Source organism: Cohnella cellulosilytica (assembly GCF_042431195.1).
GTDB lineage: Bacteria > Bacillota > Bacilli > Paenibacillales > Paenibacillaceae > Cohnella > Cohnella cellulosilytica.
On sequence record NZ_JBHMDN010000078.1, the window covers coordinates 1 to 19725 of the forward strand.

General features: G+C 61.9%; 20 protein-coding genes. 19 read left to right on the forward strand and 1 reads right to left on the reverse strand.

The window, feature by feature from the left end; all coding sequences use genetic code 11:
• From ACFFT4_RS32375 to ACFFT4_RS32435, 13 genes are all read left to right on the forward strand, one after another.
• Positions 1-1014, forward strand: a 1014-nt coding sequence (locus ACFFT4_RS32375; RefSeq protein ID WP_378053487.1) for a type 1 glutamine amidotransferase family protein, incomplete at its 5' end; no start/stop codon positions are given.
• The gene (locus tag ACFFT4_RS32380; RefSeq protein ID WP_378053489.1) at positions 1011-1880 is read left to right on the forward strand and encodes a sugar phosphate isomerase/epimerase family protein; all 870 of its coding nucleotides are present in this window, start codon (positions 1011-1013) and stop codon (positions 1878-1880) included. The genes ACFFT4_RS32375 and ACFFT4_RS32380, both read left to right, overlap by 4 nt.
• A gap of 91 nt (positions 1881-1971) precedes the next feature.
• Complete coding sequence (locus tag ACFFT4_RS32385) at positions 1972-2511, forward strand: D-lyxose/D-mannose family sugar isomerase (protein WP_378053491.1); 540 nt, start codon at positions 1972-1974, stop codon at positions 2509-2511.
• A complete protein-coding gene (locus ACFFT4_RS32390; protein ID WP_378053493.1) occupies positions 2508-5066 on the forward strand; it encodes a glycoside hydrolase family 13 protein in 2559 nt (852 codons plus the stop codon). Before ACFFT4_RS32385 ends, ACFFT4_RS32390 begins: the two co-directional genes overlap by 4 nt.
• Positions 5067-5181: 115 nt before the next feature.
• A complete protein-coding gene (locus ACFFT4_RS32395) occupies positions 5182-6210 on the forward strand; it encodes a LacI family DNA-binding transcriptional regulator (protein WP_378053495.1) in 1029 nt (342 codons plus the stop codon).
• 131 nt (positions 6211-6341) lie between these two features.
• On the forward strand, positions 6342-7397 hold the full coding sequence (locus ACFFT4_RS32400; RefSeq protein ID WP_378053497.1) for a Gfo/Idh/MocA family protein: 1056 nt from the start codon (positions 6342-6344) through the stop codon (positions 7395-7397).
• Between the two features lie 10 nt (positions 7398-7407).
• Entirely contained in the window at positions 7408-8358 is a 951-nt protein-coding gene (locus ACFFT4_RS32405; protein WP_378053499.1) for an ROK family protein, read from the forward strand.
• 17 nt (positions 8359-8375) lie between these two features.
• Entirely contained in the window at positions 8376-9587 is a 1212-nt protein-coding gene (nagA, locus tag ACFFT4_RS32410) for an N-acetylglucosamine-6-phosphate deacetylase (protein ID WP_378053501.1), read from the forward strand.
• Positions 9581-10567, forward strand: coding sequence for a Gfo/Idh/MocA family protein (locus ACFFT4_RS32415; protein WP_378053503.1), 987 nt, complete (start codon positions 9581-9583; stop codon positions 10565-10567). Before nagA ends, ACFFT4_RS32415 begins: the two co-directional genes overlap by 7 nt.
• Before the next feature lie 16 nt (positions 10568-10583).
• A complete protein-coding gene (locus ACFFT4_RS32420) occupies positions 10584-11567 on the forward strand; it encodes a Gfo/Idh/MocA family protein (RefSeq protein WP_378053505.1) in 984 nt (327 codons plus the stop codon).
• Between the two features lie 140 nt (positions 11568-11707).
• Positions 11708-12469, forward strand: a complete 762-nt coding sequence (locus ACFFT4_RS32425; protein WP_378053507.1) for a polysaccharide deacetylase family protein — start codon at positions 11708-11710, stop codon at positions 12467-12469.
• A 120-nt stretch (positions 12470-12589) separates the two neighbouring features.
• Complete coding sequence (locus ACFFT4_RS32430; RefSeq protein WP_378053509.1) at positions 12590-13033, forward strand: NfeD family protein; 444 nt, start codon at positions 12590-12592, stop codon at positions 13031-13033.
• Positions 13030-13953, forward strand: a complete 924-nt coding sequence (locus tag ACFFT4_RS32435; RefSeq protein WP_378053511.1) for an SPFH domain-containing protein — start codon at positions 13030-13032, stop codon at positions 13951-13953. The genes ACFFT4_RS32430 and ACFFT4_RS32435 overlap by 4 nt, the downstream gene beginning before the upstream one ends.
• A 55-nt stretch (positions 13954-14008) precedes the next feature.
• On the opposite strand, the gene ACFFT4_RS32440 is transcribed toward ACFFT4_RS32435, so the two are convergent.
• Positions 14009-14521: a C40 family peptidase gene (locus tag ACFFT4_RS32440; RefSeq protein WP_378053513.1), complete on the reverse strand. Its 513-nt coding sequence runs from the start codon at positions 14519-14521 to the stop codon at positions 14009-14011.
• Between the two features lie 266 nt (positions 14522-14787).
• On the opposite strand from ACFFT4_RS32440, the gene ACFFT4_RS32445 reads away from it, so the two are divergent.
• From ACFFT4_RS32445 to ACFFT4_RS32470, 6 genes are all read left to right on the forward strand, one after another.
• On the forward strand, positions 14788-15372 hold the full coding sequence (locus ACFFT4_RS32445; RefSeq protein WP_378053515.1) for a guanylate kinase: 585 nt from the start codon (positions 14788-14790) through the stop codon (positions 15370-15372).
• Between the two features lie 159 nt (positions 15373-15531).
• On the forward strand, positions 15532-16677 hold the full coding sequence (locus ACFFT4_RS32450) for a P-loop NTPase family protein (protein WP_378053517.1): 1146 nt from the start codon (positions 15532-15534) through the stop codon (positions 16675-16677).
• Positions 16640-17881: a TadA family conjugal transfer-associated ATPase gene (locus tag ACFFT4_RS32455; protein WP_378053519.1), complete on the forward strand. Its 1242-nt coding sequence runs from the start codon at positions 16640-16642 to the stop codon at positions 17879-17881. The genes ACFFT4_RS32450 and ACFFT4_RS32455 overlap by 38 nt, the downstream gene beginning before the upstream one ends.
• A complete protein-coding gene (locus tag ACFFT4_RS32460) occupies positions 17878-18618 on the forward strand; it encodes a type II secretion system F family protein (protein WP_378053521.1) in 741 nt (246 codons plus the stop codon). Before ACFFT4_RS32455 ends, ACFFT4_RS32460 begins: the two co-directional genes overlap by 4 nt.
• Entirely contained in the window at positions 18615-19463 is an 849-nt protein-coding gene (locus ACFFT4_RS32465; protein ID WP_378053523.1) for a type II secretion system F family protein, read from the forward strand. The genes ACFFT4_RS32460 and ACFFT4_RS32465 overlap by 4 nt, the downstream gene beginning before the upstream one ends.
• Before the next feature lie 36 nt (positions 19464-19499).
• On the forward strand, positions 19500-19700 hold the full coding sequence (locus ACFFT4_RS32470) for a Flp1 family type IVb pilin (RefSeq protein WP_378053525.1): 201 nt from the start codon (positions 19500-19502) through the stop codon (positions 19698-19700).
• Positions 19701-19725 lie beyond the last annotated feature (25 nt).

Below are 19725 nucleotides of genomic sequence, written 5' to 3' on the forward strand. Positions count from 1 at the left end.
GAAAATCCGTACGGCGGCGTCGTGCCCGAGCTGCTGGAGAACCTGCGCGCCGGGCGGATGGCCGAGCAGTTCCAGCTGATGCTGCTGGAGGCGACGACCTACGGCTGCAACCTGTCGGTGCCGTACGGGGGCTGGATGGGCAACACGATCCGCGACGCGTTCTATGCGCCGAAGGCACCGACGATGGCGGTGCAGCAATTCCTGAAGCGCAACGCGCATCTGATCTCCGACGTGTCGGGAGCGGAGGTCGTCGTCAACTACAGCTACCCGAGCTACTATTACCGGGAGAACGACGCGGTGGAGAACGATCCGAATCAGGCGACGATGCTGTCGTCCACGGTAAACAAGGACGTGGTGATGCCGTTCTGGGACATCATCAAGGAGATGAGCCGGCAGCACGTGCCGTTCGACGTCTTGATCTCGTCCGACGGAGAGCTGTTCCAAGATACGTTCGACCTGGCGAGTCTGAGCAAGTACAAATGCCTCGTGCTGCCCGACAACAACAAAATGACGTCCGAGCAGCTGCGGGTCGTGCTGGACTATCTGGAGAAGGGCGGCAAGGTGGTCGTGTACGGCCGGCTGGCGAACGAGATGGGCGATGCGGCGCTGGCGGAGCGGATATTGGCGCATCCGGGAACGAAGGTGTGCGACCCGGCGGAGAAGCTGTGGGGATTTGTCGGTTCCATACGCGAAGTGCTGCCGGATCGCAGGTTCCAGCTTGAGGTGGAAGGGCGCCCGGATATCGGGCTGAACCCGCACCGGCTGACGGACGGGCGGACGGCGGTGCATCTGGTGAACTACCAGTTCCACCGGGAGCAGGACCGGGTCGTACCGATCGAGCGTGTGACGTTCCGGCTGCGGGTCGACCGTCCGGTGGAAGGGCTGGCGCTGCATACGCTGGACGGGCGGGAGCTGGGAGCGGAGTGCCGTTACGAGGACGGTTATTTGATGGTGACGATTCCGTCGATGCCGCTGTACGTGCTGGTAGAGTGCCTGACGGCGGAGTCCCCATGAGCGGACGGCCGGAGATCAAGACGTACAAGTCGTTGTGGGAATACGTCGGATTCGAGGGCTCGCCTCTCTCCGTTCGCATGGATCGCGATATCGGACGCACGTTCGAGCGGATCGCGGAGGCCGGCTACCGGGGCATCGAATGTCCGCTTCCCGTTCCGGAGCAAGAGCCGCTGTTTCGCGGGCTGCTGCGGGAGCACCGGCTGGCGTACATCGCGCAGGTGCTGACCGACGGACCCGATCACGCGCGCTCGTTCGAGCGGCAGGTCGAGCGGGCGGCGGCTTTCGAGCCGGCGCTGATCGTCTCGCAGAGCGGCAAGGACAGCGGTTCGCCGGAGGAGAGCCTGGCGTATTTCGAGCGGGCGCTGGAGACGGAGGCGCGAATCGGTATCCCCGTCGCTCATGAGACGCACCGGGGAAGGGCGCTCTATACGCCGTGGCATACGGCCGAACTGCTTCGCAAGCTTGAGGGACTGAAGCTGACCGCCGATTTCAGCCATTGGTGCTGCGTGACCGAATCGCTGCTCGAGGAGCACGAGGAGCGGATGGCTGCGGCATGCGTCCGCACGATTCATATTCACGGCCGCGTCGGGCATCGCGAAGGCCCGCAGGTGTCCGATCCCCGCGCGCCGGAATACGCGCAGGAACTGGAGGCGCACGAACGCTGGTGGAAGCGGATCGTCCAAGGACTGCTCGCCCGGGGCGCGACGGAGATCACTTTTACGCCGGAGTTCGGGCCGCCCGGATATTTGCCGACATTACCCTACACGAGGCAGCCGGTCGCCGATCCGTGGGAGCTGAATCGCTGGATGGCCGAGCGCTTCTCCCGGCTGGCCGCGGAAGCGGCGGCAGAATTCGCAAGGGGATGAGGCCCTGCGGAATGGGGTTCCAGGGGGCTATGCGGGCTCTATGGAAAAGAGAAAAGGAACGGTTTTACCGCAGAAAAGGAGGAAACGGATCATGACAACGATCGAACGGGAGGAAGCCCGTCAACGGACGATTCTCCAGCTCGAGAAGGCGGGCATCGTACTGACGGCCGAAGAGAAAGCCAACGTGGAAGTCGCCGATATGGGACTGGGAGAGCTTGCCGTCAGCGGCTTGCAGCTGATCACCTATGTCAATTCGGAGCGCTATTGCGCCAAGGATCTGGTGCTGTTCCCCCGGCAGACCTGCCCCGAGCACCGGCATCCGCCCCTGGGGGCGGACAATCCCGGCAAGCAGGAGACGTTCCGCTGCCGGGCGGGCCGGGTGCTGCTTTACGTGGAAGGGCCCGCGACCGCGGCTCCCCGCGCCAAGCCGCCGGCGGGCAGTGAAGCCTACTATACCGTCTTTCATGAAATCGAGCTGAATCCCGGAGAGCAATACACGATTCCTCCGAATACGCTGCATTGGTTCCAGGCCGGGGACGAAGGCGCCGTCGTATCGGAATTTTCCAGCATGAGCCGCGACGAATCGGATATTTTCACGGATCCGAGAATTCTCCGCGACGCGGGACTATGAAGGGCTTAACGGCGTTCCGCGGCAAGCGCGCGATCGTCGCGGCCACTGCGGCCGCGGCCGTTATCCTGGTCTTGATCGCGGTCTTCGCGACCCGCGGAGGCAGCAGCGGCGAACCGGAGAATTCACCGGACTCGACCCCGCCGCCTTCCCAAGAGGAGACGGCCGCAGCGGCCGGAATCCGCAAGGAGGCGCTGCTGCACGACAGCTGGGACCTGCGCTATCGCAGCCCGTTCGGCGCGGTCGAGCAGGGGACGGAGGTGACGCTCGCGTTCCGCACGGCCAAGGACGATGTCGACCGGGTGTCGCTGCTGCTGGACGGAGAAGCCGTGCCGATGGACAAAATCTCGTCCGACGAAGCTTACGACTATTACGAGGCGAAGCGCGTCTTTGGGGAAATCGGCGAAACCCGCTACGCTTTCGAGGCCGTTCGCGGCTCCGAAAGCGTCTATTATTCCGCGGCGTCCGGCCCCGGGGAAGCCTACGACGCTCAAGGCGCGGGAGACGAATACACGCTGGTGTCCTATATCGAAGGCTACCGGACGCCGGATTGGCTGAAGCTGTCCGTCACGTATCAGATTTTGCCCGACCGGTTCCGCAACGGGGATCCGTCCAACGATCGCGCCGTTCCTTTCTTTTACGCGGACGCCGAGCTTCAATACCCCGAATGGGAAGCCTACGACCGATACGAGGATTCGCGGTATAATTCGGTCAATGCCGAGGAGTATGCCAGATTGTCGGAGGAGTGGGGCTGGGACGAAAACTGGTTTAACGAGACGTACGGCGGGGATTTGCGGGGCATCGAGCAGAAGCTGGACTACCTGCAAGCTCTGGGGGTCAAGACGCTCTATTTGAATCCGATATTTTACTCCCTCAGCTCGCATAAATACGATACGGCCGATTACGACCGGATCGATCCCCGCTTCGGCACGGAGGAGGATTTTAAGCGCCTCGCGGCGGAGGCCAAGCGGCGCGGCATGTTTATCGTGCTCGACGGCACCTTTAACCATGTCAGCAACGACAGCAAGTATTTTAATCAATACGGTAAAAAATACGGCGAGGAATTGGGCGCTTACGAGGCTTGGGTGCTGAGGGGCGTGCGGGAAGGCAACGAAGCGGCCGAGCGAATCTACCGCGATTGGTTCGGCAACGCGTATTTCGGCGAGGCGCACCCGCTGGATTTCAGGGGGAAGGCCTATTACGAAGCGATATTGGCCGGTTCGCGGGACATCGTGTCGCCTTACGATCATTGGTTCACGATTCACGACGACGGCTCCTACGAGATGTGGGAAGGAATCCCGAATTTCGTGCAGCTGAATACGCCGGAGGGCAGCCATCTGAACCTGGAAGGCTTCGCCGAACAGATTTTGGGAGGGCCGGACGCGCTGTCGCGACAGTGGATCGAGAACGGCTCGAGCGGCTGGAGGCTGGACGTCTCGCCGCAGATCAACAGCGATTTCTGGAATGCGTTCCGCGACTCGATCAAGGGGGAGAACGCTCCGGAGTGGCCGAACGGAGAGCCGGTCATGATTGCGGAGAACTGGGAGGATTCCACCTCCGATTTCATTAACGGCACGTTCGATTCGACGCAAAATTATTTGTTCCGCAGCGCGGCGATCTCGTTCATCCTGGACGAACCGTACCAGTCGCGATACGATTTCGGCGGATCGAACGCGATGGAGCAATGGCAGCCGATCGACGCCTTCGAGCTGAACCGGGAGCTCATGACATTTTACGAGAAATACCCGAAGGAAACGTCGTTCGCCCTGCTTAACGCCTTCGGCAACCACGACGTGCCCCGGATTCTGACCGTGTTCGGCTACCTCGAACGCAACCGTCCGCTCTACCCGGGCGTCCGCGATTGGGTCGCCATGGAGCTGGACATCAGCCGCGACGTGCGGAGCGTGCTGTACTTGGACGACTTCGTCAAGGAAGGCTTCGCTTCGCAAGAGCAACTGGACGAGCTGATCCGGGAGCGCGACGAGTTGGCGGAGCGCCGGCTCATGCTGGCCACGATTCTGCAGATGGGGTACCCGGGCTCTCCGACGATCTACTACGGCGACGAAGCCGGACACCCGGGCCAAGGCGATCCCGACAACCGCAAGCAGATGAACTGGGAGAAGGCGACGCCGGACAATCCGCTGTGGGCCGCCATTGCCAAGATCGCGGGGATTCGCGACGATTACCAGGTACTGAAGACGGGCGAGCTCGTTCCGCTCTTTGCCGAAGCCGGCAGCTCCGTCTATGCGTTCGGGCGCTCGATTCAAGGGCAGACCGACGCGCTGGGCAGAAGCGAATATATTTATAATTACGCCACCGGCTCCAGGCTGGAGATAGCCGAGCATAACGGCCGGGCCGTCGTTGCCGTCAACAAGGACCGCAGCCGGGAGCAGGACGTACAACTGGACGTGGCGGGCTTCGCCCCGGACGGAACGGTGTTCGAGGATCGCCTGAACGGCGGAGAGTATACGGTGCGGGACGGCCGCCTTTCGCTGAAGCTCGGCCCGTTGACAGGCGCGATGCTGGTCGACAGGAATTCTCCAAAAGCACCCAAATAAGTTTATTGTTGCATTAGGATATTGACGATACGATGGCTTGGTGCTATGGTGAAAAGAATGAATAAAAACGTTTTTATGCACAGTGAGTCACAATGAAGAAAGAAGTTGGGAGAACATGAAAGCGACCATCAAGGAAGTGGCCAAGGAGGCGGGCGTCTCGATCTCCACCGTATCGCGGGTCATCAACGGCCGGGACAGAGTCAGCAAGCAAACGCTGCGCAAGGTGCAGCAGGCGGTCGACAAGCTGCAATTCCGCCCCGACCATGTCGCGCGAACGATGATCAACAAGAAGACGAAGACGATCGGCCTGATCGTCCCGCAGCTATCCAACGAATATTGGGCGCTCATGTCGGAAGTGATTCAGAACGAGCTGTGGTCGATGGGCTATACGACGCTGATTTGTTCGACGGACAGCGAGGTGGACAAGGAATCCGCCTATTTGAAAATGTACATCGAACGGCGCGTGGACGGCATCATCTACTGTTCGTTTCCGTACACGCAGGGCGCGACCCAGGACCAGGTCGACATTTTGCGCCAATCGGGCATTCCGGTCGTCACGCTCGATCCGGCGATCAGCGGCTTTAGCTGCGTCGTCGGGGACCACCTGTTCGGCTCCTTCTCCGCGGTCGAGCATCTGATCCAATTGGGACATCGCAGCATCGCCTATATCGGGGGACCGGCTGTGTCCATCGAGCGGGAATTCGGCTATCGCAAAGCTCTGATGATGTACGGGGTGAATGTCGAAGAATCGTTGATCTGCCTGGTTAACGGGCAATCTTTCTCCGACGGCCATAATGCGCTGATGAAGCTGCGGGAATCCGGGGCGGCCTTCGACGCCCTGTTCTGCGGCAACGACTTGCTCGCGTTCGGCGCGATCAAGGCGATGGAGGAAGCGGGCGTTCGCGTCCCCGAGGACGTCGCGGTCGTCGGCTACGACGACATTTTCTCGGCCCGGCTGTTCAAGCCGGCGCTCACGACGGTTCGTCAGCCGATTCCCGACATCGCCAAGGAGCTCGTCACGCTGTTGATCCAGGCGGTGGACCTGGACCCGGATCAGCGGCCCGCCCGCAAAATCGTTATTCCGACCGAGCTGGTCGTGCGGGAAAGCTCGGGCGCGGCCCAGCCCGTCGCGGCGTCGGACTGAACGTCGCGCGAATGGGTTCGGCGGACACGTCCCGGAGAAGTCGCCCCGGCCAAGAAAGAGAGCGTCTTGGCGCGGGGTTTTCTTTTATCGGATTTGTAAAAACGTTTCGACATTCGAGAGGAGAAGGTTCGATGCGGAAAATCAAAGTCGGCGTCGTCGGAATCGGAGCGATCGCCCACATTTTTCACCTGCCGAATTATCGTCGGCATCCTCAAGTGGAGCTTGCGGCGGTAACGGACGCGGACGCCGGACGCGCCGTCAAAGCGGCGGAAGAATGGGGAGCGAAAGCCTACGCGTCCGCGGACGAGATGTTCCGGCTTGCGGAACTGGACGCGGTCAGCATCTGCACGTTTAACGCCAGCCACGCGGAGCTTGCGATCCGCGCGCTCGAGGCGGGGCTGGACGTGCTGGTGGAGAAACCGATGTCGGCTACGGCCGAGGAGGCGGAGCGGCTTAAGCTCGCGGCCGAGAAATCGGGCAACATCGTCATGGTCGGCATGAGCAGCCGCCATCGCCACGACATTCGGGCTCTGCGGGGGATCGCAGAAGCCGGAGAGCTGGGGGAAATCTATTACGCCAAGGCCCGGATCATTCGCCGCAGGGGCGTGCCGCTCGGATGGTTCACATCCCGGGCGCTGTCCGGGGGCGGCCCGATGATGGACATCGGCGTGCATGCGCTGGACGCCGCGTGGTGGCTCATGGGCATGCCGAAGCCGGACAAGGCAATGGGCAAGCTATTTCGCAAAATCGCGCCGTACCAAACCGAAGCTTCCGGCTTTTATGAAGCGATGTCCGCGGACAACAAGATCGATCCGGTCTACGACGTGGAGGACATGGGCACGGCTTATTTCACGTTCGCCAACGGCGCCGCGCTGACGCTGGAGGCGAGCTGGGCGGCGAACGGCGTGCAGGACGACGCGATGAAGCTCGAGCTGTTCGGGACCAAAGGGGGCGCCAGCCTGGACCCGCTGTTCCTCTTCAAGGAAGCCGACCGCATTCCGGCGGAGTGTCGTCTCGACGTTCCGGAGAACGATTATTACCGGGACGAGATCGATCATTTCGTGCAGTGTGTCCTCCATCGCAGGCAGCCCATCTGCGACGTTCGACAAGGACTCGAAGTGGTAAAAATGCTCGATGCGGTTCGTCGTTCGTCCGAGTCCGGCGATGCCGTCCGAGTTTCGGGCTGAGGCTGCGGGAATGCGGAGCGTCTACGCGGGAGTCGATATCGGCGGCACGAACACGGTCCTCGTCCTGTACGACGAACGGAGGCGTCCGCTGGCCAAAACCAGGTTCCCCACGTTGGGAGAGCGACGCGAGCTTTACGGCAATCCTTCCGGATACATGGACCGTCTGGAGACGGAACTGCGGCGAGCGACGGAGGAGCTGTTTCCTTCCGGCGGCGCGAGATTGACGGCCGTCGGCATCGGCGTTCCGGGCCAGGTCGCGCCGGAGACGGGCATCGTCCGCGACGCGACCAACCTCGGATGGGGCGAGGTGGAGCTGGCGGGGCGGATGGCGGCCCGTCTTCGGACGCCGGTTCGCATCGAGCACGACGTGCGGGCGTTCGCTTGGGGAGAGACGATGGCGGGCTCCGCCCAAGGCAGTCGGGTCGCGATCTGCCTGACGATCGGCACCGGCATTGCGGCGGGCGTCGTGCTGGACGGCAGGCTGGTCTACGGCAGCCGTTATCTGGCGGGCGAGATCGGCCACGATTCCGTCGACGGTCTTCGGACGGCATGCGCATGCGGCAAAACCGGCTGTCTGGAGACGGTCGTATCCGCTCCCGGCATCGCGCGGCTGGCCGAGCAGGCCGGGCTGGGCGATGCCGGGGGCTATCCGTCCCGGCCGAGCGCCGCCGACGTATCGCGGATGTGCGAGGACAACGATGAACGCGCGCTGAATCTGTATCGTTACGTGGCCGGAACGCTCGCAGGAAAGCTGGGCACGGCCGTCGCGCTGCTCGATCCCGACGTCGTGGTAATCGGAGGCGGAGTGGCCGAGGCGGGAGAGTGGCTGTTCGGGCCGCTGCGCGAGCGGCTCGACGCGGCGTTCCCCTGGCTGGAAGGCAAGCTGCGAATCGTCAAGAGCGCTTTGGGAGAGGATGCGGTGCCGCTAGGCGCCTTGCATCTGGCGTATCCCGAAGATTAAGGAGGAGCGGGGCGAAAATGGCGGCAGAAAAGACGCTTTACCGCAACTGTACATTGTATACCGGGACGCGGGTCATTCGGGGCGGCAGCCTGCTTGTCGACGGGGCGGGCGTCGTTGTTGACGCAGGCGGCGGGCAAACGGTTTCGGTTCCGGCAGACGCCCGGGTCGTCGATCTGAAGGGCCGTCTCGTGCTGCCCGGGTTCGTCGACGTCCACGTTCACGGCGGGGGCGGCTGGGATATGCTGCGCGGAACGCCGGAGGATTTTGCGGGCGCCGCCCGCTACCATGCCGCCCACGGCACGACGTCCCTATTGGCGACGACCGGGGGAGCGCCCGAAGCGGATACGTCGGAGCTGCTGCGCCATGCCCGCAGAGCCATCGAGGAGCGCAACACCGGAGGAGCGGACGTGATCGGCGTTCATCTGGAAGGGCCGTTTCTTCATCCGGCGCGCAAGGGAGCTTTTCGGGAGGAATGGCTGCATCCGCCGGATTTCGGCGAAATGGATCGGTATCTCGACACGTCGGGAGGGACGATCCGCATCGTCACGCTGGCCCCGGAGCTGGAGGGCGGCGAAGCGTTCGTCCGGCGGCTGTGCGCGCTGGGCATACGGGTCTCGGTTGGGCATTCGGACGCGTCCTACGAGCAGATGCTGGATGCGGTAGAGTGGGGCGCGCGGCGTACGACGCATCATTTTAACGGCATGCGTCCGCTGCACCATCGCGATCCCGGGGCGGCCGGAGCGGGATTGATGCTCCCGGCGCTGACGACGGAGCTGATCGCCGACGGCCTGCACGTCCATCCGGCTGCGATCCGGTTTCTATTCGACGTGAAGGGCGTATGTAGCGTATGCGTGATTACCGACGCCGTGGCGCAGGCCGGGCTGCCGGACGGCGTTTACGGCTCCGTGGAGACGAGCGGGGGCGAGATTTATTTGTCGGGCACCCGCACGCTCGCCGGCAGCTCGTCCACGATGCTGGGGTCGCTTCGCAGGGTTCTGTCCTATACGGGGCGGACCTTGGAGAATGTCCTCCCTTCGTTTACGGCCGTTCCGGCCAGGGAGGCCGGCGCGGCAAGCCGCAAGGGCACGCTGGAAGCGGGGAAAGACGCGGATTTCCTCGTGCTGGACGAAAGCCTGGAGCTGCTGGAAACCTACGTGCGCGGCAGAAGAGTGTATGTCGGTGCTGGAGCAGCTTACGAAGACGAGCGAGGAGGCGATGGGTCATGTTGAAAATCGGATTGATCGGCGCGGGCATGATGGGGCGCGCGCATGCGGAAGCTTACGCGGCGGTTCGCGGAGCCCGGCTGGCCGGCATTGCCGACGAACGCGCGGAAGCCGCCGCCGAGTTGGCGGAGCGCATCGGCGTGCCGTATTACGCTTCGATGGAGGAACTGATCCGCGCGGAGCGGCCGGATGCCGTCGACTTGTGCCTGCCGACGGGGCTGCACAGGGAGTTTGCGGTCCGCGCGGCGGAAGCGGGCCTGCATGTGCTGTGCGAAAAGCCGATCGCCCTGACGATGGAGGATGCCGGGCGGATGATCGAGGCGTGCCGGAAGGCGGGAGTCATGCTGATGGTCGGCCATGCGCTTCGTTTCTCCCCGGACTATCGGATGGCGAAGACGATGGCGGATGAAGGAAAGCTCGGCAGGATCGGAACCGTCAGAATGATCCGGGAGAGCGCGATGCCCGGCTGGGGAGCCTGGTTCGCGGACAGAAGCCGTTCCGGCGGGGTGCTGCTGGATCTGGCGGTTCACGATCTGGATTGGCTGCGCTGGACGTTCGGCGAACCGAGACGGGTGTTTGCCAGGTCGGTATCCGCGGAGCAGGGGCTGCCGCGCGGCGAGCATGCTTTCGTATCCGTCCGCATGAAGAGCGGCGTCATCGCGCACGTGACGGGAAGCTGGGCGCAGCCGGACGGCTTCCGCTCGTATCTCGAGCTGGCCGGAACCGGAGGCGTGGCTGCGCTGGATTCGGACGAAACGCAGCCGATCCGGATCGCGCTTCGCGCCGAGGAGGGCGGGCAGTCCCGGAGGTTCTCGGAAAGTCCGCTTGCATTGGACGCTTACGCGGCCGAGCTGCAGCATTTCGTCGATTGCATTCGAACGGGGACGGAACCGCTCGTGAACGGAGAAGAAGCGGCTCTGACGCTGGAGCTGGCTCTGGCGGCGATTCGTTCCGCCGATACCGGGCAGGTCGTTCATTTCGATTAAAGGGGAGGCGCGCAAGATGAAAATCGGAATCGTCAGTTTTGCCCATATGCATGCCTGGTCTTACGCCCACGCGGTCCAGAGAAATCCGTACGCCGAGCTGGCCGGCATTTTCGACGACGATGCGGAACGCGGCCGCGGCATGGCCGAACAATTCGGAGTCAAAGAATACGGAAGGCTTGAGGAACTGCTGGCCGACGTCGACGCCGTGATCGTCTGTTCGGAGAACGCCAAGCACGCCGCCCATACGATCGCGGCCGCCGAAGCGGGCAAGCACGTGCTGTGCGAGAAGCCGATCGCGACGACGGTCGAAGACGGCAGGGCGATGATCGAAGCCGCGGAGCGCAACGGCGTGCAGCTGATGATCGCGTTTCCGTGCCGCTTCAGCACGGTCGCCCGGCGGATGAAGGAGCGGATCGCTTCCGGCGAGCTTGGCGAATTGGCGGCGCTGAACGGCACGAACCGGGGCTCGATGCCTTGGGGCTGGTTCGTCGACCGCTCCATGTCGGGCGGAGGCGCGGTGATGGACCATACCGTGCACGTCCTCGACGTGATGCGATGGTACATGCCCGGCGCGGAGGTGACCGAGGTTTACGCCGAAGCGGACCGCTTGTTCTACGAGACGGCCGAGATCGACGATTGCGGGCTGCTGACGTTTATTTTCGACAACGGCGCGATCGCTTCTCTGGACCCATCCTGGTCGAGATCGCAATCTTATCCGGTCTGGGGCGATCTGACCCTGGATATCATCGGGACGAAAGGCACGGCGAAAATCGACTTGTACCGGCAACACTTCACGCTGCACAGCGACGATACGATGAAGACGACGCAGCCGTTCTGGGGGGACGATCCCGACCAGGCGCTGATCGATCATTTTATCGCTTGCGTCGCGGAAGACAAGCCGGTCTCGGTTACGGGAACCGACGGCCTGCGCGCGTTGGAGGTGGCGCTGGCCGCTTACCGGTCGGCGGAGCTGAAGCAGCCGGTCGCATTGGCGCGATAGAAGGATTGCCGGGCGGGTCGTGGGCTGCTGCGCTTGTCTTCGCGAGCGCAGCGCCGATCGCAACGGTCGTTCCCGACGCTAATAATTGCGGGGCAAAACCTCCATACTATCCCTGTAACGCACAGGAGCGGAGGGAGTGCATGTCCGTAATCAAGTCGGCGACGCTTATTGGAGTTTGCCTGCTCATCGTCGCGGTGGCGTGCGGCTTTGAGGCGCAACCGGTCAGAAAAACGAGGGCGTATTACGAGGAACGCGAAGAGGTCGTATGGGAAGTGCCGATGAAAGAGAAGCTGATCGCTCTGACGTTCGACGACGGTCCCAATCCCGTCACCACCCCGAAAATACTCGATCTGCTGGCGGAGAACGAAGCGAAGTCAACCTTTTTCGTAGTCGGCAAACGGATGGACCGGTTCCCGGACGTCGTGAGACGCGAGGCGGAGGAAGGCCACGAAGTCGCGAATCATACATACAGTCATCTGTATTTGAACAACCGGATCAGTTCGGAGCGGCTGGTGGAGGAGCTTAACCGGACGGAAAAGCAAATCGTAAGCCTGACCGGGAAGCACAGCCCCTGGTTCAGGCCTCCGGGCGGCTTTTTCAACGATTCGGTCGTTCGGATCGCGCGCGAGCGCGGCTATACGATGGTGTTGTGGTCGTGGCATCAGGATACGAAGGATTGGAGCTCTCCCGGCACGGGCAAAATCATCGACAGAGTGCTGAAGAACGTTCGAAACGGCGATATCGTGCTGTTTCACGACCATGTCGAAGGTTCGATGCAGACGGTTCAAGCTTTGCAGACGATCCTTCCCGAGCTGAGAAAGCGCGGCTACCGCATGGTGACCGTCTCCGAACTGGTCAAGCACAGGAAATCGAATTCCTTGCTGGGAAAGCCGCATTCCTGAATACGCCCGCCCGGATCTGCCTTAAACGAGGCAGGTCTTTTTTTTATTTGGGAAAAAAAGAATCGGCCGTCATATCGCATCGACGCCTCCGTAAATATGTAAGAAGGGGAGAAAGGGGCGATGACGATGGAGTGGTGGGCGATCTGGCTCATTGCGGCGGGACTGCTGCTGATTGCCGAGCTGCTGACGTTAACCTATTACATGCTGTGGCTGAGCGCGGGCGCCGCGGTTGCATCCGTCGTTTCCCTGCTCGCGCCGGAAAATTACCTGATTCAGGCGCTGGCAGGAGGCGTTGCGGCGGTTGCGCTTACGCTTCTGACCAAGCCGTTGATGCGAAGGCTTAAGCGAGGAACGGGCTTTCGCGACGCGCACGAGGAATTGGTCGGCAAGCAAGGCGTCGTGCTCGAACGGATTTCCGCGGAGCGTCCCGGCATCGTAAAGGTCGGTTCCGAGACATGGAGCGCGACGTCCGGGGAAGAGCTTCATCCGGACGACCGGGTGACGATCGTCGGACGAAGCTCCACCGTGCTCAAAGTTCAAAAAACGGGAGGTATGCCGGAATGATGTATGTCGTATTGCTCATCGTAGTCGTCCTCGTGCTGGTCGTCGCGCTGTCGATCAAGATCGTGCCGCAGCAGAGGGTCGGCGTCGTCGAAAGATTGGGGAAATTCAATCGTCTGCTGACCCCGGGCGTGAACGTTCTCGTTCCGTTCATCGACAACGTTCGCGTATTCCACGACCTGAGAATTCAGCAGGCGAACGTTCCGCCGCAGACGGTCATCACCAAGGATAACGTCCAGGTGCAGATCGATACGATTATTTTCTACCAGATTGTCGCTCCCGAGCAGGCTACATACGGGATATCGGACTACGTGTACGGAGTGCGCAACATTACGACCGCGACGCTCCGCCAGATCATCGGGAACATGGAGCTGGACGAGACGTTGTCGGGCAGGGAGCGGATTTCCTCGAACATTCGCCTGGCCTTGGACGAAGCCACCGAGAAGTGGGGCGTGCGGATCGAACGGGTCGAGGTGCTCGACATCAAACCGCCGGGCGACATTCAGGAAGCGATGGATAAGCAGATGAAAGCGGAGCGGAGCAAACGCGCGATCGTCCTGGAGGCGGAGGCGGCCAAGCAGGATTTGATTCTTCGTTCCGAAGGGGATAAGCAGAGCAAAATCTTGAAGGCGGAAGGCGAAAAGGAGGCGCGGATTCGTCAAGCGGAGGGCTTGCGGCAGGCGCAGGAATTGGAGGCTCTCGGGGAAGCGAAGGCGATTCTGGCGGTGGCCGAGGCCGAGAAGGCGAGGATCGAGCTGCTTCGGGCGGCCGGGCTTGACGAGAAGGTGCTGGCGTACCGTTCGTTCGAGGCGCTCGGCGAAATCGCCAAAGGGCCCGCGAACAAGGTGTTCCTGCCCTCCAACGTGGCCGATACGATGGGCAGCTTGGGAGCGCTGGGGGATCTGTTCAAGTCCAAGAGCTAGAAGCGGGAAGCCGTCCCGGCTATGTATGGCCGGGACGGGACGGCTCCTCGCGCGATCAGAGCACTCTTCTCGCCGTGATATAACGCTTGGAATAGCTGCTCAACTTGCTGATGATAATGCCGTTGACGTTGCTGCCGATCGTGTTATGGATGAACTGCCCGTTGCCGATGTAGATGCCGACATGGTTCACTTTGCCCGGCTTCGATACGCTGAAGAAAACGAGATCGCCTGCTTTCAGATTGCTTTTGGATACGTAGACGCCCTGTTTGCTCTGCGCCTGGGAGCCCCACTTCAGACTGACGCCTTGCTTGGCGAAGACGTATTTCGTGAAGGAAGAGCAGTCGAATATGAGCTTGGCGGGGTTGTTGACTCCGAATTTGTATTTCACTTTGCCCTTAAGCTGCTTGGCCGCGGAGACGATGGCGTTCGCTTTCTGCGCGGAAGTCGCGCTGGCCGACACGGATGCCGCGTGCGCGGACGGCTGCTCCCAGGCGCCGGCGCCTGTCGCGAGTATCGCGAAGCAGGCCGTGCCGATTGCGATTTTTTTGAGCCGATTGGCGAAATTCATGTCAATCCCTCCTGAAGTTGATCTTGATGACAAAAAGGAGTATAACATGCTGCTTGTCCCTGTATTGAGAAATTAAGGGCATCTTAATATTGGCAATATGTACCGTCCTCTCGGTTCCCGCCGGGCGTCCCGGAATAGGCGTTCCTTCGGCTCAGGCGATTGACGATTCAAGCTTCCGTCTTCTATAATTAATAATTATCGGATAATTCTGTATATTGTAGCGGGACGTTTTTTCCTCACAAAAGAAGGAGAGGAGGCGTGTGCGGATGCTCGAAACGAATCGGAATCGGATTTTCGTCTTCACCGGTCCGGACGGTTCCGGAAGAAAGTCGGTCGCGGAAGCGGTCGGCCAAACCTTCGGCATGGAGAAGATCGTTTCCTATGCGACCAGATCGCCCCGGCCGGGAGAGGTGCAGGGACAGGATTACGTTTTCGTAAACCATGACGAGTACCGGGCAATGGAAAGGCAGGGCGAGTTTCTGGAAAGCGTGGAGATCGACGGGCAGCTGTACGGCATTCGCAGCCGGGATATCGAGAAGAAGCTGGATCACCGAGATTCCGTCTACCTGATTTTGAATCATGAAGGCGCTAGCATTCTGAAACAGATTTACGGGGACAAGGTCGTTCGCCTGTTCCTCTATGTCGACCGGCCGACGGCGGAGGAACGGCAGCGCAAGCTCGGCCTGGCGGAGGACGTCATCGCCAAGCACCTGAACCATTACGAACGGGAGCTGGACTACCGGGCCTCTTGCGAGCACGCGTTCGAGAACTACGATCTGGCGCAGACCACCTTCGAGATTACGAACACGCTGGAGACATACCTGCAGCGGGATCTGGTCGACAAGGATTAGCCGCGGCGCGGAGAAACGACCGTTGACGGCGATGGAAGGTTATGGTATCGTAAGGCTACAAATTCAATAAGTGGAAAGCGGAAGCACCGCAAATTTCGACGCGTTATTCGTCGGGGTTTGCGGTTTTTTTGTTTTCCGGAGGGGAGGCGCGGGGCGATAATGAGAATCGTGTTGGCCGCGGAGGAGAGGGAATATGTCGCCAAGCTGGCCGAATATTTGCGGGAAGAGGAGAAGGGCTGGGAAGTGGCGGCCTATTCGCACGGCAGCGCGCTCAGAATGGAATTGCAGAGCGGAGGGAAAGTCGACGCGTTGATTGGAGACCGGGAGATGGCCGGACAGGCGCTTGCTTCGGGCGGATACGCCGGCAAGATCATCGTACTGGAGGATTCGGACGCAGCAGCCGGCCGGGGCGAAGAGGGCGAGGAAGCGTGGCTGACGATCCCCCGCTACCAGCCGCTGCCGGCGCTGCTGTCCTGCATCCGCGGGGCGTTGGGGAACCGGGGAGCGAAGCGGAACGAGGGGTGCCAGGTGTGGACGGTGTTCTCGGCCTCGGGCGGCGCGGGCAAGACGACCGCGGCGTTAAACCTCGTCCGGCAAGCGGGGGAGAGAGGACTTCGCGTACTGTACCTGAATCTGGAGGAGCTGAACGCGACGTCGCTCCTGTTCGGCAGCGGCGAGCCGGACGCCTTGTCGAGACTGCTCTACGCGCTGCAAGCGCGTCCGGAGCAGTGGGAGGAACTGGCGCGGCGGTTATGCCGGCATCAGCCTCACCTGCGGGCCGATTATATCGACGCTCCGGAGCATCCCGGGGAGAGGCTTGCGCTTTCCCCGGAGATTGCGGCCGAGCTGATCGGCAAGCTGAGGGCGGGGAACCGGTACGACGTCATCGTCGTCGATCCCGATTCCGGCGCCGGGGAGTGGCATGCCGGTCTTCTCGGGCTGAGCGACCGGGTCGTCTGGCTGACGCTCGACGACGCGCAATGTCTGCGGAAGGCCGAGAAACTGCTGCGCTATTGGGAGTCCCGGCTGGACGGTCTCGCGTTTAAGCTGACGTTCGCGATGAACAAGGCGGTCGGGGGTCGGCCCGTGAATCGCTGGACGCTTCCGGGCGATCTGCCCGCGGTCGCGCTCCCGTATATTCCGCAGTGGAAGGCGACCGATCACCCGGGGAAATGGCTGGCTTCGCCCGCGTACTCCGGAGCGGCGGAGAAGCTGCTGGACGTTCTGTCCGGCTCGACGGACGGCCGCGGGAGGAGGGAGGAAGGCCATGGCGGACAGCGGTCTCGCGATCGAGGAGCTGGTTGAGCTGAGGAACGCCGTGCGCTCCCGCTTGACGTGGGACGACGCGATCTCGGACGAGGACCTGCGGAAGCTGATCGAGGACGAGCTGTTCCGCAGGGAACGGGTGCGGCGGATGACCGCGGGGGAGCGCAAGGCCGCGGTGCAGCGCCTGTTCCATTCCTTCCGGGGACTGGACGCCCTGCAGCCGCTGCTGGAGGATCAGGAGATTACGGAAATTATGATCAATTCCCATCGCGAGATTTTTATAGAGAAAGGCGGGGAGCTGCGCGCGGTCGATCTCGGCTTCGAGAGCAACGAGAGGCTGGAGGATCTCATTCAGAGCATTGTCGGGCGCGTGAACCGGATCGTGAACGAAGCTTCGCCGATCGTGGACGCGCGGCTGCCGGACGGATCGCGGGTGCATGTGGTGCTGCCGCCGATCGCGCTGAAAGGGCCGACGGTGACGATTCGCCGTTTCCCCTATCAACCGCTCGGCATCGCGGATTTGATCGCCAGGGAGGCTATTTCGGCGGAAGCGGCCGAGTTTCTGCGGGAGCTGGTAACGGCGAAATACAATCTGTTCATCAGCGGCGGCACGGGCTCGGGCAAGACGACGTTCCTGAACGCGCTGTCCCAGTGGATTCCTCCGCACGAACGCGTCATTACGATCGAGGACGCGGCCGAGCTGCAGCTTCGCGGAATCGCCAATCTCGTGTCGCTGGAGACGCGCAACGCGAACAGCGAAGGCAAAGGACAGCTGGGCATTCGCGAGCTGATCCGGGCGTCCCTGCGGATGAGACCCAACCGGATCATCGTCGGCGAAGTCCGCGGCGCGGAGGCGCTCGATATGCTGCAGGCGATGAACACCGGGCACGAAGGAAGCTTGTCCACAGGGCATGCCAACGGCGCGAAGGATATGATCTCCAGGCTGGAGACGATGGTGCTCGGCGGCGCGGATTTGCCGGTGCCCGTCGTTCGCCAGCAGATCGCTTCCGCGCTCGACATCGTCGTCCATCTGAGCCGCTTCCGGGATTCGACCCGCAGAGTCGCGGAAATATGCGAGGTGACGGGAATCGAGCAGGGAGAGGTTCGGCTGAACGCGCTGTTTCGCTTCGAGGAGGAAGGGGAGCGGAACGGACGCATCGCCGGGCGTCTGCGCAGAACGGCGCCGCTTCGCGATACGGGCAAGCTGCGCCATGCCGGCTTGATGAAGGAGGGGGGAGGATGACCGACTATTCGAGCTATCGTCTGAGCGCCAAGGAGAGAGGATGGGCGATCTGCGTCGGCTGCGCGGCCTGTTTTGCGATCGTCTGGCTGCTGTATCGGAATTCGGTTATCGCGGCCGCCGCGGCTCCCTTCGGGCTGCTGTACCCGAAATATTACGCGCTGAGCCTGTGCCGCCGGCGCAAGGACAAGCTGAGGCAGCAGTTCAAGGACGCCTTGCAGGCGCTGGCTTCCCTCCTGTCCGCGGGCAGATCGGTGGAGAACGCCTTCGCGGCCTTGGAAGGCGACCTGGTTCTGCTGATCGGGGACAGCCGTTCCGATCTGATCAAGGAGCTGAGGGGCGTCGCCAATCGGCTGAATAGCGGCGAACAGCTGGAAACCGCGCTGCAGGACCTCGCGGCGCGTTCCGATTTGGAGGAGGTGAGGAATTTCGCCGAAGCGATCGCGATTTGCAAGCGGGCGGGAGGAGATCTGATCGAAGTGACGAGGAGAACCTCGCTGCTGATTTCCGAGAAGATGGACGTCGAGCTGGAAGTATCGGTGCTGATCGCCCAGAAGCGGTTCGAGGCGAGGCTGATGATGGTTATGCCTTTTGCTTTCGTCGGCATATTGGGTTTTCTGGCCGCCGATTATATGCAGCCGATGCGAGAGGGGATGGGAATTGTCATGCTCACGGTTTGTTTGCTGCTGCTCGCGCTTTGCAGTTGGTGGATGCTGCAGATTATGGATATCAAGCTATGAGCGGTTGGCCGATCGCGCTGCTTTGCGCCGCGATGCCCGGCGTCTACGTTTGTCTGGCCGCGATGTCCTGGCGGCAGCTGGGAGGCCGCCGGATTCGCCTGCATATCGATCCGTTCGCGGCCGCGCTGCGGCATCCGGCCGTATGGAAGAGAGTTCTGCCTTTACTGGACCGAGCCCGCGTCTCGTTGGCTCTGCTGAACGGGGGCGCTTGTCCGGAGGTGAAGCTGATCGACTGGGCGGCGGAGGGGCTCGGACTCGGTTATTTGACGCTGACGGGCATGAGCGTGCTGGCCCTGGCGACGGATACGCCGGCGCTGCTCGCGCTCGGGGCGATACTCGGAGCGGGTTTGCCGCTCTTGCGATTGAAGGAGCTTGCCGGACAAGTCGCACGGCGTCGTCAGAGCATGGTTATGGAGCTTCCGGAATTGCTAAGCAAGCTGCTGCTTATGGTGAACGCGGGAGAGAACGTACTGCGCGCGCTGGCCCGGACGGCGGAGACGAGGCGCGGAGCTTCCGCCGACAACCCTCTGTATACGGAGCTGAGAGCCGCGATTGCAAGCATGAAACGGGGGGAAAGTCTCACCGCCGCGCTGGAGGAGTGGGGGCGTAGATGCGCCGTGCCGGAAGCGAAGCTGTTCGCGACGACCGTGCTGATCAATGCCAGACGAGGCGGAGACGCCTTCGTGCCCGCCTTGCGGGAATTGACGCGGCAGATGTGGGAGAAGAGGAAGGCGATCGCGAGAACGTTGGGCGAGCAGGCTTCCTCCCGGCTTGCGTTTCCGCTGACGCTCGTGTTTCTGCTGATCATGGTTCTGGTCGGAGCCCCGGCCGTGTTTATGATGTGAGGTTCCAATTACTTAAATCGGGAAGGAAGATGGAAAATGATCGGATTTCTGTATCGGTACGGCTGCAACGCCTGGAGAATCTTGCGGGACGACGAAGAAGGAATCGGCACGCTCGAGCTGGTGCTGATCGTCGCGGTTCTGATCGCGATCGTGCTTGTGTTCCGCGAGGAGATTATCGGGTTTTTGAGAACCTTGATGGAAAAGGTGGAGAACAAGTCGAACGAGGTATTCGACTGACCCGCGGGCCGGGCATGGGGAGGGA